Source organism: Sphingomonas sediminicola, assembly GCF_014489515.1.
GTDB classification, from domain to species: Bacteria; Pseudomonadota; Alphaproteobacteria; order Sphingomonadales; family Sphingomonadaceae; genus Sphingomicrobium; species Sphingomicrobium sediminicola.
Genome location: NZ_CP060782.1, coordinates 2,607,147 through 2,622,785, shown reverse-complemented (window position 1 = coordinate 2,622,785; position 15,639 = coordinate 2,607,147). Strand labels below are relative to the sequence as shown.

The window sequence follows — 15,639 nt, the reverse complement described above, 5'->3', positions numbered from 1 at the left end:
GAATCAGGGAAATGGCCGGTAGAGACCAGTTCGCAGCAGACTGTCCGCTCCGCCACTTCCACCTTTGGCCGGCATCTGCTTGAAGGCCGCGTGGCCGGCGTATGGAATTTCGCGATCGATCGGGGCGGGACTTTCACCGATGTGATCGCGTGGGACGACGACGGACGATTCCGCACCGAGAAGTTGCTGTCCGAGAATCCCGATCAGTATGCCGATGCTGCTATCGAGGGCATCCGCCGCATTCTCGCCGCTGAGGATGGCGCGCTCGGCGAAGTCCGCATGGGCACTACTGTGGCCACCAATGCCCTACTCGAGCGCAAGGGTGACCGCGTCGCGCTGGCGATCACACGCGGGTTCGGGGATGCATTGCGCATCGGATACCAGGCTCGGCCAGAGATCTTCGCCCGGCACATCGTGCTGCCGGAGCAGCCCTACGAAACGGTCGTCGAGATCGTCGAGCGCGTGGGCGCGGACGGGGAAATCATTACTCCGCTCGACGAGGAGGCTGCTTGGGCAGCGCTGAAGCAGGTTCGCGAGAGCGGCATCGATGCGCTCGCGATCGTGCTGATGCACGGGTGGAAGTTCACGCAGCATGAGGGCCGGGTTTCAGAGATCGCGCGGGAGCTCGGCTTCACTCAAATCTCGGTCAGCCATGAAGTCGCGCCGCTGATCAAGCTGATCGGACGCGGGGACACGACCGTAGTCGATGCCTATCTTTCGCCAATCCTCCGGCGTTACGTCGACCGCGTCGCCAGCGGCCTTCCGGCAGACACGAAACTCCAGTTCATGCAGTCGAACGGCGGACTGACCGATGCAAGCGCCTTCCGCGGCAAGGACGCGATCCTGTCGGGGCCGGCGGGCGGAGTGGTCGGCATGGTCGCGGCGTCGGGCGAACAGCGGCTGATCGGCTTCGATATGGCGGTACGTCGACCGACGTTTCGCACTTTGCCGGGCATTACGAGCTGGCGGACGAGAGCGTGGTCGCGGGAGTCCGCATCCGCGCGCCGATGATGCAGATCCACACTGTCGCCGCAGGCGGCGGTTCGATTTGCCGGTTCGACGGCATGCGCTTTCGTGTTGGGCCGGAGTCCGCTGGCGCGAAGCCCGGACCGGCTTGTTATCGCGGCGGCGGGCCGCTGACCGTCACCGACTGCAACCTGTTCCTTGGCCGCATTGTGCCGGAGGAGTTCCCCGCGGTGTTCGGCGCCGCGGGCAATGAGCCGCTTGATCCGACCGCGTCGGAGGCGAGGCTTCGGGACGTCGGCGGCGACGTCGAGAGAGCGCTAGGCCGGTCCATGAGCCTGTCTGAAATCGCGGAAGGATTCCTCCGTATCGCGGTCGACAACATGGCGAATGCGATCCGGAAAATCTCGATCGCGCGCGGCCATGACGTCACCCGCTACACGCTGGTGAGCTTCGGGGGGCGGGCGGGCAGCATGCGTGCCGGGTCGCGGATACGCTCGGGATCGAACGCATCTTCGTGCATCCGCTCGCGAGCCTGCTCTCGGCCTACGGAATCGGCCTCGCCGACGTGAAGGCGATCCGGGAAGCAGGAATGGTCCAACCTCTGGCTGAGGATTTCGAGGAGGCGTTGCGGTCGCTGGAAGCAGAAGCGACTGAGGCTCTTGCCGGCCAAGGAATTCAGTGCAGCCGGATCGAATTGCATCGACGGTCGCGGTTGCGGCTCGCAGGCAGCGATACGACCCTCGAGATCGAGATCGCGCCGAAAGACGAGATGCAAGCCGACTTCACCGAGCTGCACCGCCGGCGCTTCGGCTACGTCGACGAAACGGGAGAAATCATTCTCGATGCGCTGATTGTCGAGGCCGTTGCTCATAACGGCACCGAGGCGATCTTCTCGCAGTCACCGGGAGCAGGCGCTCAGCCGCGTACGGTTGGAGACTGGCAGGTCTATGACCGCAACAGCCTGTCCGGCGACCAGCAGGTCTCAGGCCCTGCCCTCGTCACCGATCGATCGTCGGTCACGGTCATCGAGCCCGGCTGGAGCGCCACGCGCTCGAACGACGGGACGCTGGTGCTTACACGCATGGGTCCTGTCCGGCGCTCTCAAGCGATCGGCACCTCCGCCGACCCGGTGATGCTGGAGATCTTCAACAACCTATTCATGGCGATCGCCGAGGAAATGGGCGTTGCGCTTCAGTCCACGGCGACGTCGGTGAACATCAAGGAGCGGCTCGATTTCTCCTGTGCCATGTTCGACGCGGAAGGCGCGCTGATCGCCAACGCACCTCACATTCCGGTGCACCTCGGATCGATGGGCGAGAGCATTCGGACCATCATCGAGACGCGCGGCAATGCCAAGGATGGGCGCGGAATCCGGCGGGGCGATGCCTACGTACTGAACGACCCATATCGCGGCGGCACGCATTTGCCCGACATCACTGTGATCGTGCCAGTCTTCCACGGCGACGAAGCCGAGCCCTCTGCCTTCGTCGCGGCGCGCGGGCACCATGCCGACATCGGCGGGATCGCACCGGGATCGATGCCGCCGGACAGCCGCACGATCGACGAGGAAGGCGTGCTGATCGACAACGTCCTGCTTGTCGACGAGGGGCGTTTCCTTGGAACCGAAATCCGCGCGCTGCTCGGCTCCGGCAAATCGCCAGCCCGCAACATCGACCGCAACATCTCCGACCTGAAGGCTCAGCTTGCGGCCTGCATTCGCGGCGCGGAAGTGCTCGCGGCGACCGCTCGCGATTACGGTCCGGAAGTTATCGCGGCTTACATGCGGCACGTACTAGCCAATGCCGAGGAGTCGGTGCGGCGGCTGCTCGACCGGCTCGAAAACGGCGCGTTCGAGTATGAGATGGACAATGGCGCCCGCGTCGCGGTGAAGATCACCATCGACAAGCCGACGCGCTCCGCGACGTTCGATTTCACCGGCACGAGCAATCAGCTTCCCGACAATTTCAACGCGCCTTATTCGATCGTCCGCGCGGCATCGCTCTACGTCGTTCGTACCCTTGTCGACGATCCGATCCCAATGAACGACGGCTGCCTGCGTCCGATCAAGCTCGTCGTGCCGGAAGGATGTATGCTGGCACCGCGATACCCGGCCGCGGTCGTCGCGGGGAACGTCGAGACCAGCCAGGTGGTGACGGACACGCTCTTCGCCGCCACCGGCAAGCTCGCGCCGAGCCAGGGCACGATGAACAATTTCACCTTCGGCAACGCGCGCCACCAATATTATGAGACGATTGCCGGCGGGTCGGGCGCCGGCCCGGATCACGATGGGACGAGCGCGGTTCAGACCCATATGACCAACAGCCGGCTAACCGACCCGGAAGTGCTCGAGACCCGCCTTCCGGTGCGGCTGGAGCGGTTCGCGATCCGACATGGGTCAGGTGGAAGAGGCAAGCACACCGGCGGCGATGGCGTGATCCGCGATGTCCGCTTCCTCGAACCGATGCGCGCGAACATGCTCGCCAATCGAAGGCGCGTCGCACCGAAGGGACTTGCGGGCGGGAGCGATGCCCTTGCCGGACGCAACTGGGTCGAGCGCGTGAACGGAAGCATCGAAGAATTGACGGCTACGGATGCAGCCGAGATGCAGGCTGGCGACCGCTTCGTCATCGAGACACCGGGCGGCGGCGGTTATGGAGCGAGCGAATGAACTACTGGCCGTTGCTAGGAATCCTGCTGGTCGTCCTCGGCTTTGCGCTTCGGATGAACCCAATGCTGGTGGTGACCGGCTCGGCGATCATCACCGGCCTGCTTGGCGGAATGGACCTTGTGAAGGTCATCACGACTTTCGGGAAGGCGTTCAACGACAACCGGATTATCGCGATCGTGTGGATCGTGCTTCCGGTGATCGGCCTCCTCGAACGGTATGGACTGCAGCAGCAGGCGGCGCGGGTGATCCGGAGCATAAAGGCGGCGACGGTCGGAAGATTGCTGCTGCTCTACATGCTCGTCCGCCAGGCGACGGCCGCAATGGGACTGACGACGGTTGCCGGGCAAGCTCAAACGGTGCGCCCGCTCGTCGCGCCAATGGCGCTGGCCGCGGCCGAACAACAGCTCGGCGAAGTGGACGAGCCGACTGCCGAGAAAGTGAAAGCCTATTCCGCCGCGACGGACAATGTCGGCCTGTTCTTCGGCGAGGATATCTTCATCGCCATCGGCTCGATCGTCCTGATCCAGCAGACGCTGGCGACGTATGGTTACAATTTGTCGCCCCTACATCTGGCTCTGTGGGCGATCCCCAGCGCCGTCGCCGCCTTCCTGATCCACGGCACACGTCTCATGCTGCTCGATCGCAAGCTGAAGCTGGGCGGCAAGTGATCACGCTGCAATGGCTATATGCGCTCGCGGGAGCGATGTTCGCGGCCTTCGCGCTGCTGAGCGTGTTCGACCGTTCGAATCCGAAGCGGTTGGGCAATGCCGCCTTTTGGGGTCTTATGGCGCTGAGCCTGCTCACTGGCGACTTCATCGGCGACTTCGGAAATGGCCTGCTTGTGTTGGGCCTTGCCGGACTTGCCGGGTTCGGGTTCCTCGGTCGCAGCCATCCGGCCACCACCAGCGATGAAGAACGCGCCGCCTTTTCGGTGCAACTCGGCAACAAGCTGTTCCTGCCGGCGCTGATCATTCCAGCGGCCGCGCTGATCGGGACGTTGGTCTACAACTACACACCGGTCGGAAGCCTCGGCTGGATCGAGGCCAAACGCGAGACCTACGTCTTCCTCTGCCTTGGAGCCCTGCTGGCGCTCGGGACTATCTACCTCTGGCTGCGTCCACCGGCGGTCGCGCCACTTCAGGAAGGCCGCCGACTGATCGATGCGATCGGCTGGGCCGCCGTCCTGCCTCAAATGCTTGCGGCGCTCGGCGTGCTCTTCGCAGCCGCGGGAGTTGGAACGATCATCGGCGACATCACCGGCATGGTTATTCCGAAGGGCAACATCTTCGCCACGGTGCTCGTCTTCGCGTTCGGGATGGTCCTGTTCACGATGGTCATGGGCAATGCCTTCGCGGCCTTCCCGGTCATGGCCGCAGCGATCGGGGTCCCGCTGCTGATTCAGGCGTATGGAGGCGATCCCGCGGTGGTTGGAGCCGTGGGAATGCTCGCGGGCTTCTGCGGGACGTTGATGACCCCGATGGCAGCGAACTTCAATCTCGTCCCTGCGGCGCTTCTTGAACTGAAGGATCAGTACGGCGTCGTGAAGGCGCAGATCGCAACGGCATTGCCGCTGCTCGCAGTGAACATCCTGATCCTGTATTTCGCCGCCTTCCGATGAGTCGTTTCAGCCTCGATGCGGACACGGCGGCGCGCTTCGCCAGGATTGCGCTCGGCCACGTGCGGCAGGAATATCCGCACAAGCTCGACCATGTGCTTGGGGCAGACGAGGACGCCCTACCGCCCCACGTCCTGCATCCGATCTTCTTCGGAAGCTTCGATTGGCACAGCTGCGTCCACGGCTGGTGGACGCTCCTGACCCTTCGGCGCCTGTTCCCGGACACAGACGAAGCGCGGGCTATCGAGAGGCTCGCCGACCAGAGCTTCACTGCGGAAAAGGTCGAGACCGAGCGCGCATATCTCGACCGGCCGCTCAGCCGCGGGTTCGAGCGGCCTTATGGATGGGCCTGGCTTCTGCAGCTTCACCTTGAGGCGTCGCGGCATCGCGATGCAAACTGGGCTTACGAGCTGGAACCGCTAGCTCGCGCGTTCGCGGACAGGCTCCGGGATCATCTGGGCGTGCTCACCTACCCAATCCGGGTCGGCACACATTTCAACACGGCGTTTGCGTTGGTCCTCTCGCTCGATTGGGCGGAGCGGTTCGACGAGCCGCTGGCGGAGGCAATCCGTGAGCGGGCGAAGCATTGGTTCGGCAACGACTGCGACTGCCAGGCTTGGGAGCCGGGCGGGGACGAGTTCCTGTCGCCGGCGCTGATCGAGGCATTGTGCATGGCTCGCGCGCTGACGGAGCCGGAATTCCATGGCTGGTTTGGGGGTTTCCTGCCGAAGCTCGACACAGGCGAGCCGGCGACCTTGTTCATGCCCGCCGTGGTCAGCGATCGCAGCGACGGGAAGATCGCGCACTTGGACGGATTGAATCTCAGCCGGGCATGGTGCTGGCGGAGCCTGGCTCCGCTTCTGCCGGAAGATTCACAGCAGGCCTACGACACGGCCGAAGCGCATCTCGAAGCCGCGATGCCGCATGTCGCGGGCGATTATATGGGCGAGCATTGGCTGGCATCGTTCGCCTTGCTGGCCCTGCTGGCTAATGACACTTGAAGCGGTCGAACGGCTCGTGACAGGCGTTGCAGCGCCACTGCGCCTTGCAGGGAGTTGATCCGAAGCGGCTGACCTCGACCGTATCGCTCGATCCGCATTGCGGGCATTCTGCCGTCGTTGCCTCGCTAGGAGGTGCGATCCCATAATCGTGCAGCCGCTGGCGGCCTCGCTCGGTGATCCACTCCGTCGTCCACGGCGGGAAGAGCACGCGTTCCGTGTGAAGATGTTCGAAGCCGGCCGCATCCAGCGCCTCGCGGACGGCCCGCTCGATCGCGATCGTGGCCGGGCAGCCCGTGTAGGTCGGCGTGATCAGGACTCGGGAGGATTGTCGGCCAGGCCGCGAATGATGCCGAGATCGGTGACCGAGACGACCGGGATCTCCGGATCCATCACCTCATCGAGCACGGCCATGACCGCCGCCTCGTCCAGCATCGCCACATCGATCACGCCGATGAATCTACACCCGTTCGAGTGCGAGAGCGATTCCCTGTCCGACGCCAATGCACATGGTCGCGAGGCCCAGCTTTCCGCCGTTCCTTTGTAGTTCCTCGGTCGCGGTGAGCGCGAGGCGCGCGCCGGACATTCCGAGCGGATGGCCGAGGGCGATGGCGCCGCCATTCGGATTTACGCGTGAGTCGTCATCGGCAATGCCGAGCTTGCGAAGAACGGCCAGGCCTTGAGCCGCGAACGCTTCGTTGAGTTCGATCACGTCGAAATCGGCGAGCTTGAGGCCGAGCCGCTTGGTCAGCTTTTCGCTCGCAGGTGCAGGGCCGATACCCATGATCCGCGGCGGTACGCCCGCGACTGCGGCGCCCAGAACGCGGGCACGAGGCGACAGGCCGTTGCGTTTCGCCGCTTCTTCGGAGGCGATGATGAGCGCGGCAGCCCCGTCGTTCACGCCTGAAGCGTTGCCGGCGGTCACCGTGCCCCCGGGGCGAACGATGGGGTTCAGCTTGCCGAGAGCTTCGAGGGTCGTCGCACGCGGATGCTCGTCCCGATCAACGATTACCGGGTCGCCTTTGCGCTGCGGGATCGGCACGCCGACGATTTCGGCAGCGAGGCGGCCGTTCGCCTGGGCGGCGGCGGCCTTCTCCTGGCTTCGAAGCGCGAACGCGTCCTGGTCCTCGCGGCTGATCTGGAAGTCCTGCGCGACATTCTCGCCGGTGCTCGGCATTGTGTCGTCGCCATAGGCCGATTTCATCTTCGGATTGACGAAGCGCCAGCCGATGGTGGTGTCGTACATTTCGGCTTTGCGGTCGAAGGCGCTGGTCGCCTTGGCCATCACGAAAGGCGCCCGGCTCATGCTTTCCGAGCCGCCGGCGATGATCAGGTCGGACTCCCCGCTCCGGATCGCCCGCGCCGCCATGGCGACCGCGTCGAGGCCCGAGCCGCATAAGCGGTTGAGCGTGACGCCGCCCGAGCTGTCGGGGAGACCCGCCAGCAGACCGGCCATGCGCGCGAGGTTGCGATTGTCTTCGCCCGCCTGGTTGGCGCAACCGTAGATCACATCGTCAAGCTCACCCCAATCGACCCTGGGGTTGCGCTCGATCAGCGCCCTGATCGGGATTGCTGCGAGGTCGTCAGCTCGAACCGACGAGAGCGCACCCGCATAACGCCCGATCGGCGTGCGGATCGCGTCGCAAATGAAAGCGTCGATCATCCCGCTCAGATCACCCCGCGGCGCATCTGGTCGAGCTCGATGCTCTCGAACAGAGCCTTGAAGTTGCCCTCGCCGAAGCCCTCGTTGCCCTTGCGCTGGATGATCTCGAAGAAGATCGGGCCGATCACGTTCTGGGTGAAGATCTGCAGAAGCAGGCCCTGGCCCTCGGTTGGCGCACCGTCCATCAGGATTCGGCGCTTCTCGAGCTCCGGAATGCTCTCGTTGTGGCCTTTGATCCGCTCGGGAAGCATCTCGTAATAGGTGTCGGGCGTGTCCTGGAAGGGAATACCGCGGCCGCGGATGATATCGACCGCCTGGTAGATGTCGGTCGTTCCCAGCGCGATGTGCTGGATGCCCTCGCCCTTATACTCCCGGAGGAATTCCTCGATCTGGCTCTTGTCGTCCTGGCTCTCGTTGAGTGGAATGCGGATCTTGCCGCAAGGGCTGGTCATCGCCTTGGAGAACAGGCCGGTTACCTTCCCTTCGATGTCGAAGTAGCGGATCTCGCGGAAGTTGAAGAGCCGCTCATAGAAGTCGGCCCAGGTTGCCATGTTGCCGCGGTTCACGTTGTGCGTGAGGTGGTCGATGTACGTCAGCTTGGAGTCCGCGTCGGCCATCCGCTGCTGCCAGTCGGGATGGAAGTCGAAGTCGACCTCGTAGATCGATCTGCCGCCGTAGCGGTCGACGAAGAACAGGCGCGAGCCGCCGATGCCCTCGATCGCCGGAATGTCGAGTTCGCCGTCGCCCTTCTTCACCTCGACGTCGGTCGCGCCAAGCTTGAGCGCGCGCTCGTGCGCGGCCTTGGCGTCCTTGACCCGGAAGGCCATTGCGCAGGCGCTGGGACCGTGGGCCTTTGCATATTCCTCGGCGTAGCTGCCGGGCTCGGCGTTGATGACGAAGTTGCAGTCGCCCTGCTTGTGAAGCGTCACGTTCTTCGTCTTGTGACGAGCGACCTCAGGAAAGCCCATCTTCGCGAACAGCGAACGCAGAAGCTCGATGTCTGGCGCGGTATATTCGACGAACTCGAAGCCGTCGGTCCCCATCGGGTTTTCGAGGCCCAGCGGACCCTTCTCGGCGACCTGTGTTGCCATTGGAATCTCCTTCGCGGCCCAACTGCTCCCGCAGCCGTTCCATTGCAAGGTTGGAGCGTCGAGGCGTAGGTTCCGGCCCATGAGCGACGAAGCGCCGGATGGCTGGAGCATCGAGGAAGGCGGCAAGGCGCTGATCCGGACCCTGAAGTTCAAGGATTTCAGCGAGGCGTTCGCCTTCCTGACCCGGGTCGCGATGCATGCCGAGAAGGTCAATCACCACCCCGAATTCACCAACGTGTGGAACCGGGTCGACTTGCGCCTGACCAGCCATGACGCAGGCGGCGTCACGGAGCGGGACATCAGGCTGGCACGGGCAATTAACAGGTTGGGAGGGGAGAATGAGAATGCGCGCAGTGGCGCTTGGCTTGTTCGCGCTGTCAGCATCCTCTGCGATCGCCGGGTTCACCCGCCGGAGGTGGAGCAGCAGCTATCCTTCATCCTCGGCGACTGGACGATCAAGGGACTGGAAGCGAACTACCGCGACCATTGCACCTGGTTCGATTCGAACAGCTTCATCGTCTGCGACACCAGCGACAACCGCCGCGGCAACCATCACAGCATCGCGATACTCGGCTGGTCGGCGGAAGAAGGCCACTACACCTACCAGCAATATGACGATTCCGGCCGCGGCCGCACCGAGCCGTGCTACGCCAACGACCAGAAGGGCCTGACCTGCCTTGGGCAAAGGCAGACCAAAGACGGCCTTGTGCAAACCCGCAGCTACATCTGGCCGACAGTGACGGGCCTGGGGATCCGGCAAGAGAAATCGATCAACGCCGATTCTTGGACCGACGTCGGGCAAGTGGCTTACATCAAGCGCTAGGCGTGGTCGTCAGCAGGGAATCGCCGCCGAGCGAACGGTAAAGGTCGACGAGGTTTGTCGCAGCTTCCAGCCGGCTGAGGACGAGCGTCCGCTGGGCGGAATAATAGGATCGCTGGGCGTCCAAGCTTCCGAGAAAGCTGTCGATGCCATTCCGATAGCGAGCCTCGGTCAGGAGGTAGGTGTCGGCCGCAGCCTCGCGCTGAGCCTGGCGAGCGCGGAGTTGCTCGCCGATCGTGCCCCGGCGCGCCAGTGCGTCCGCAACCTCCCGGAAGGCCTGCTGGATCGTGCGCTGGTAAGTTACGACGGCGGCAGCCTTCTGCGCCTCAGTTAAACGGACGTTCGCTCGTCCGGCTCCGGCCTGGAAGATGGTGTAGGTCGCGTCCGCTCCCGCGCTCCATGCAAAAGAGCCGGTGCTGAATAGCCCGGTCAGCGCGCTGCTCGCGAAGCCAAGCAGACCGGTTAGCGAGATGCGCGGAAATAGTGCGGCGCGAGCAGCGCCGATCTGAGCGTTGGCGGCGCGCAGCTGGAATTCGGCCTCCACGACATCGGGACGGCGGAGAAGGATTTGCGAGTCCAGACCGGCCGGCAGTTCAGCGACGGTCGGCGCAGCCTGGTCGATTGAGGCAGGAAGCAGCGTCGGATCCACCTCTGCACCGACAAGAAGCCGCAAGAGGTTCACGTCCCGCGCGAGCGCCGTGCGCTGATCGGCAGCGTCCGCCTTTGCGTTTTCGAGGACCTGCTCGGCCTGGCGCAAATCTGTCCGTGGAGCGATGCCGCCTTCAAGCCGAGCCTTGGTCAGCTTGACGCTTTTTTCTGCGCTGGTGACCGTATCCCGGGCAATGCTGAGCAGGCTGCTGTCGGCGGCGTAGGTAAGCCACGCGTCGGCAATGTCCGACACGAGGGCGAGGCGCGTCGCGCGCGCGGCGGCTTCTGTTGCGAGATAACGATTGCGCTGGACGTCGGTCAGGGAACGAAGCCTGCCGAACAGATCGACTTCGAAGCTGGGGATGCTGAGTCCGGCCTGGTAGCGCGCAGACGTATCGGAGCCGCTGTCGGCCCCCGTCGCAATGATTCCGGCATCGACCTGCGGAAACTGTTGTGCCCGTTGGATCCGGACCTGCTCGCGGGCAGCGGCGATGTTCGCGGCGGCAACCGCGAGATCGCGATTGTTCACGAGCGCCTGCTCGATCAATGCCTGGAGACGCGGATCGCGGAAGATATCGCGATACGTGACCGCAGGCAGAGTCGCCTCCGACTGGTGCAGATAGGCGTCGCCGGTCGGCCAGGCTGCAGGGACGGCCGAGTCCGGCCGGACGTAGGCCGGCTGCATCGACGCGCAGCCGGTCGCCAGCAGGACAATGGAGGCAGCGCTTTTCCTCAAGCGGTCGCAGCCCGGCGCCGGCGAAAGCGCTCCCTGGCCGCTGCAAAGCCGTCGCGGACTCCGCGGCGGACGAGAACGAAGAATAAAGGAATGTAGAAAATGGCGAGGATCGTCGCCGTCAGCATCCCGCCGATGACCGACGTGCCGATGGCGATGCGGCTGTTGGCTCCGGCGCCGGTCGACAACGCCAGCGGAAGGACGCCGAAGATGAAGGAGAAGCTGGTCATCAGGATCGGGCGCAGGCGGATGCGGGCGGCTTCGAGCGCGGCGTCGATGACCCGCATGCCCTTCTTCTCACCCTGCTCGGCAAATTCGATCATCAGGATCGCATTCTTCGCCGCCAGCCCCATCGTGGTGAGCAGGCCGATCTGGAGATAGACGTCATTCTCCAGCCCGCGCAGCGTGACCGCGAAGATCGCTCCGACCAGCCCCAAGGGAATGACGAGCAGGACGGCGACCGGGATCGACCAGCTTTCGTACAGTGCGGCGAGGCAGAGGAACACGACCAGCAGCGAGATGGCGTAGAGCAGAGGCGCCTGTCCGGACGACAGACGCTCCTGGTAGGACTGGCCGGCCCAGGCGACGCTCGTTCCCGGAATCTGGGACGCGAGCCGCTCCATCTCGTCCATTGCCTCGCCGGAACTGACTCCGGGAGCCGGCTGGCCCTGGAACTCGGCGGCCGGGACGCCCTGGAAGCGCGTCAGGCTGCTTGGAGCCGTGTCCCAGCCCGCGTCCGCGAAGGATGAAAAAGGCGCCATCTCTCCACTAGACGAGCGGATGTACCATTGGCCCAGGCTGGACGGGTCGGCGCGATAGGGCGCGTCGCCCTGGACGTAGACGCGCTTCACCCGACCCTTGTCGATGAAGTCGTTGACGTAGCGCCCGCCCCAGGCGGTCGACAGCGTGTTGTTGATGTCGTTCTGGTTTAACCCGAGCGCCGTCAGCTTCTGCTGATTCACGTCGATCTTGTAGGTCGCGACGTCCGGCAAATCGCTGAGGCGAACTGACGCCAGCTTGGGATTGGCATTGGCTTCCTGGAGCAGCCGGTCGCGGGAGGCGAGGAACTGCTCGCGGGTCATGCCCGAGCGGTTCTGGAGTTCCATCGTAAAGCCGCTCGACTGGCCGAGGCCACGGATCGCTCCTGGAACCAGCGCGAAGACCTGTGCGTCGCGGAAATTGCGGAAGGCGCTCGATGCACGCTCGACTATCGCGTCGGCCGTTTTCTCCTTGCCGGGCCGGTCGTCCCATGGAACGAAGTTCAGGAAGCCCTGGCCAGTGTTCTGGCCAACGGCACCGCTGCCTCCGCCGCCGCCCACCACCGTGAAGAGGGTTTGGACGTTCTCTCCTTCATGGTCAGAAAAATATTGCTCGATCTGTCGCTGGACCTCGAGCGTTCGCCTCTGCGTCGCTCCGGGGGAAGGCGAACCTGGATGCTCGCCGCGCCCTGGTCCTCGGTCGGTAGGAAGCCCGTCGGCAGGCGATAGAACATGAGGATAAGCGCAGCGACAACCAGCGCATAAATGCCGAGGAACAACCACTTGCGGTCGATGACCTTTACGATCGTCTCGCGGTAGCGGACGACAAGCCGCTCGAAGCCGGTGTTGAACTTGCCGCGAGCGAAATGAATGAAGCTGCCAATTGCCGGCGCCTTGCGGTCGATCCAGCTTGGGCCCTCCGGGGCCTCCGAGCGCTGACGAAGCAGGGTCGACGTCAGTGCCGGGCTGAAGATCAAGGCGACCAGCACCGACAGGACCATCGCGGAGATGATCGTCACCGAAAATTGCTGGTAGATCACACCGGTCGAGCCGCCGAAGAAGGCCATCGGCAGGAACACCGCCGACAGCACCATCGCAATCGCCACTAGCGCGACCTGGATTTCCCTCATGGATTCGATGGTCGCCTCGCGCGGCGTCATCTCCGGATTTTCATGGAGAAGGCGCTCGACGTTCTCGACGACGACGATCGCGTCGTCCACCAGCAGACCCACCGCCAGCGTCAGGCCGAAGAGGGTCAAAGTGTTGATGGTAAAGCCGAACAAATAGAATACGGCGAACGTCCCGAGCAGGACGACCGGAATGGCGATCGCGGGGACCAGCAACGCGCGCCAGTTCTGCAGGAAGACGAAGATGACGAGGATAACGAGGATGATGGCCTCGATCAGAGTCTTCACGACTTCGTTGACGGACAGCTTGATGAAGTCGGTCGTGTCGTTCGCGTAGGCGAGTTTCAGCCCTTCGGGAAAATTGGATGAGAGCTGCTGGACGCGTGCCTTCACAAGCTCGGCGGTCTTCAGCGCATCGGCACCGGGCGCCAGTGAGATGGCAATGCCCGCGCCGGGGTGGCGATTGACCCGGACGATCGCCGCATAATTCTCCGCACCAAGCTCCACCCGCGCGACGTCACCGAGCCGGACGCTCGCCCCGGTCGGATCGGTCTTGAGGACGATTTCCTCGAACTGCTCGGGCGTCTGCAGCTTCGACTGGGCCGTGACAGTCGCGTTGAGCATCTGACCCTCCGGCGAGGGAAGGCCGCCGACCTCGCCCGCCGCGACTTCCGTGTTCTGCGCCTGGATGGCGGAGACGACATCGCTCGGCATGAGCGAGAATGCCGCGAGTCTTTGCGGGTTGAGCCAGATGCGCATCGCGTGCGGCGCGCCGAAGACGTTCACGTCGCCGACTCCGGGGACGCGCGACAGCGGGTCTTGGACGTTGGACGCGAGGTAATCCGAGACGTCCATGTTCGTGCGCTTGTCGGTCTCGTCATAGAGCGAGACGATCAGCAGGAAGTCTGGGTTCGACTTGGTGACCCGGACGCCCTGCTGCTGGACCTGCGCGGGCAAGCGCGAAATCGCCTGCTGCACCTGGTTCTGGGTCTGAACCTGGGCGGTGTCGGGATCCGTGCCCTTCTCGAACACGACCGAAATGTTGACCTGTCCGCGGGAGCTGGACGTCGAGGTGAAGTAGAGCAGCCCGTCGATACCGGTTAGCTGCTGCTCGATGATCTGGGTGACGCTATTCTCGATCGTTTCCGCAGACGCACCCGGATAGCTTGCGCGGATGTTGACCTGCGGCGGGGCGATGTCCGGATATTGCTCGAGCGGCAGGCCACGGATCGCCGCGATCCCGGCGAGCATCACGACAATTGCGAGAACCCAAGCGAAGATCGGCCTATCGATGAAGATTCGTGACAAGGGCTAACCGCCTCGCCGGCTTTGACCGCCACCTTGTCCCGGCTTGCTCGGTTCAATCTTCTGGGGGCGCTTGCCGGAACAGGCTTGATCGGAGCGCCGGATCGAAGGTTGTTCGTTCCCTGCGTGATGACCTTGTCACCGGACTCCAGGCCGGAGGTTACTACCCACGCATCGCCATACGTGCGATCCGCGAGGACCTTGCGCCTCTCCGCCTTGTTCCCTTCACCGACGACGAAGACGAAAGCTTCGCCGCCGATGTCGCGCTGGAGTGCCTGCTGCGGGACAAGGAACACCGCCGTGTCGACAGCCTGCGTGAAGAGCGCCTGCACGAACATGCCGGGCAGAAGCACCCCCTGAGGGTTGGGGAAGCGGGCGCGGAGCGTCACCGTCCCAGTGCTTTCGTTGACAAGATTCTCCGAGAACTGGGCCGTGCCCGTGTAGCCGTAGTCGCTGCCGTCCTCGAGCTTGAGCCTGACCTGTGTGGTGCCGGGCGCGACACCGCCGGCCGCTAGCGAGCGCCTCAATGTTGTCAGGTCGGCGCTCGACTGTTGGATATCGACATAGATCGGGTCGAGCCTCTGGATGACGGCCAGCGGTTCGGCCTGGTTTGCGGTCACGAGTGCGCCGACCGTCGAGAGAGAGCGGCCGATCCGGCCGCTGATGGGGGCGGGGATGCTGGTGTAGCGGAGATTGATCCGCGCCGTGTCCAGCTGCGCGCTATTCTGCGCGACAGCCGCGCGGGCCTGCCGGGCCTGAGCGGCGGCGTCGGTATAATCCTGCTTGGAGATGGCCTCCATCTCGGCAAGCGGCTTGTAACGGTTCGCCCTGACCTGCGCAGCGTCGAGCGTCGCCCGCGCAGCGGCGACGTTAGCCTGCGCCTGGTTGACCGCGGCACGGTAAAGGCTGGGATCAATCTGGTAGAGCGGCTGGCCCTGCCGGACGTACGAACCCTCGGTGAAGTACCGGCGACGAATGACGCCGTTAACCTGCGGTCTGACTTCCGAAGATTCGAAGGCGACCGTCCGTCCGCCGAGCAGGCTCTGCACCGGCACCGAAGTGCGCTGCATCACGACGAAACCTACCTGCGTCGGTCCGCGCTGGCCCTGGCGATCCTGCGCATCCGACTGGTTGCAGCCGGACAGAACCGAGAGGGCGACCGCCAGAGCGAGGAGGGGGCACTCTTGCGAATCACAATCACCCACAGCCGTCTAGGGTCGTATGTTATTGCCCTCAATCGCGTTCGT

General features: G+C 64.1%; 9 protein-coding genes and 3 pseudogenes. 5 read left to right on the top strand and 7 right to left on the bottom strand.

Annotated elements, in window-relative coordinates:
- The first annotated feature begins 75 nt into the window (after positions 1-75).
- The 4 genes and pseudogenes from H9L14_RS14065 (at position 76) to H9L14_RS14050 (ending at position 6,250) form a co-directional block, all read left to right on the top strand.
- Positions 76-3,634, top strand: a pseudogene (locus H9L14_RS14065) (hydantoinase B/oxoprolinase family protein).
- Positions 3,631-4,302, top strand: coding sequence for a DUF969 domain-containing protein (locus tag H9L14_RS14060; protein WP_187708586.1), 672 nt, complete (start codon positions 3,631-3,633; stop codon positions 4,300-4,302). The pseudogene H9L14_RS14065 and the gene H9L14_RS14060 overlap by 4 nt, the downstream one beginning before the upstream one ends.
- Entirely contained in the window at positions 4,299-5,252 is a 954-nt protein-coding gene (locus tag H9L14_RS14055; RefSeq protein WP_187708585.1) for a DUF979 domain-containing protein, read from the top strand. Before H9L14_RS14060 ends, H9L14_RS14055 begins: the two co-directional genes overlap by 4 nt.
- Positions 5,249-6,250 carry a DUF2891 domain-containing protein gene (locus tag H9L14_RS14050; RefSeq protein WP_187708584.1) on the top strand — a complete coding sequence of 334 codons (1,002 nt, stop codon included), beginning with the start codon at positions 5,249-5,251 and terminating at the stop codon, positions 6,248-6,250. The genes H9L14_RS14055 and H9L14_RS14050 overlap by 4 nt, the downstream gene beginning before the upstream one ends.
- Here the strand turns inward: H9L14_RS14050 and H9L14_RS16285 are convergent.
- Genes H9L14_RS16285 through hppD form a run of 4 tightly spaced genes read right to left on the bottom strand, consistent with a single transcriptional unit; the run spans position 6,237 to position 9,001 of the window.
- Positions 6,237-6,521: a PaaD-like zinc ribbon domain-containing protein gene (locus tag H9L14_RS16285; RefSeq protein WP_246444652.1), complete on the bottom strand. Its 285-nt coding sequence runs from the start codon at positions 6,519-6,521 to the stop codon at positions 6,237-6,239. The two genes, H9L14_RS14050 and H9L14_RS16285, sit on opposite strands and share 14 nt — an antisense overlap.
- Before the next feature lie 38 nt (positions 6,522-6,559).
- Positions 6,560-6,697 carry an iron-sulfur cluster assembly protein gene (locus tag H9L14_RS16280; protein ID WP_246444228.1) on the bottom strand — a complete coding sequence of 46 codons (138 nt, stop codon included), beginning with the start codon at positions 6,695-6,697 and terminating at the stop codon, positions 6,560-6,562.
- Between the two features lie 10 nt (positions 6,698-6,707).
- Positions 6,708-7,910, bottom strand: coding sequence for a 3-oxoadipyl-CoA thiolase (gene pcaF / locus H9L14_RS14040; protein ID WP_187708583.1), 1,203 nt, complete (start codon positions 7,908-7,910; stop codon positions 6,708-6,710).
- Between the two features lie 5 nt (positions 7,911-7,915).
- A complete protein-coding gene (gene hppD, locus H9L14_RS14035; RefSeq protein ID WP_187708582.1) occupies positions 7,916-9,001 on the bottom strand; it encodes a 4-hydroxyphenylpyruvate dioxygenase in 1,086 nt (361 codons plus the stop codon).
- A gap of 79 nt (positions 9,002-9,080) precedes the next feature.
- Here hppD and H9L14_RS16275 point away from each other — a divergent pair.
- Positions 9,081-9,329 (top strand): annotated as a pseudogene (locus H9L14_RS16275) (4a-hydroxytetrahydrobiopterin dehydratase); the annotation flags it as partial.
- Positions 9,330-9,813: 484 nt separating this feature from the next.
- Here H9L14_RS16275 and H9L14_RS14025 read toward each other — a convergent pair.
- The 3 genes and pseudogenes from H9L14_RS14025 to H9L14_RS14015 form a co-directional block, all read right to left on the bottom strand.
- Positions 9,814-11,154, bottom strand: coding sequence for an efflux transporter outer membrane subunit (locus H9L14_RS14025; protein ID WP_246444227.1), 1,341 nt, complete (start codon positions 11,152-11,154; stop codon positions 9,814-9,816).
- 47 nt (positions 11,155-11,201) lie between these two features.
- Positions 11,202-14,338: pseudogene (locus H9L14_RS14020) on the bottom strand (efflux RND transporter permease subunit).
- Complete coding sequence (locus H9L14_RS14015) at positions 14,338-15,597, bottom strand: efflux RND transporter periplasmic adaptor subunit (protein ID WP_187708579.1); 1,260 nt, start codon at positions 15,595-15,597, stop codon at positions 14,338-14,340. Before H9L14_RS14015 ends, H9L14_RS14020 begins: the two are co-directional and overlap by 1 nt.
- Between the last annotated feature and the right edge of the window lie 42 nt (positions 15,598-15,639).

Coding starts and splice junctions, on each gene's coding strand:
- H9L14_RS14060 (WP_187708586.1), top strand. CDS start 3,631: ATGAACTACTGGCCGTTGCTAGGAATCCTGCTGGTCGTCCTCGGCTTT.
- H9L14_RS14050 (WP_187708584.1), top strand. CDS start 5,249: ATGAGTCGTTTCAGCCTCGATGCGGACACGGCGGCGCGCTTCGCCAGG.
- pcaF (WP_187708583.1), bottom strand. CDS start 7,910: ATGATCGACGCTTTCATTTGCGACGCGATCCGCACGCCGATCGGGCGT.
- hppD (WP_187708582.1), bottom strand. CDS start 9,001: ATGGCAACACAGGTCGCCGAGAAGGGTCCGCTGGGCCTCGAAAACCCG.
- H9L14_RS14025 (WP_246444227.1), bottom strand. CDS start 11,154: ATGCAGCCGGCCTACGTCCGGCCGGACTCGGCCGTCCCTGCAGCCTGG.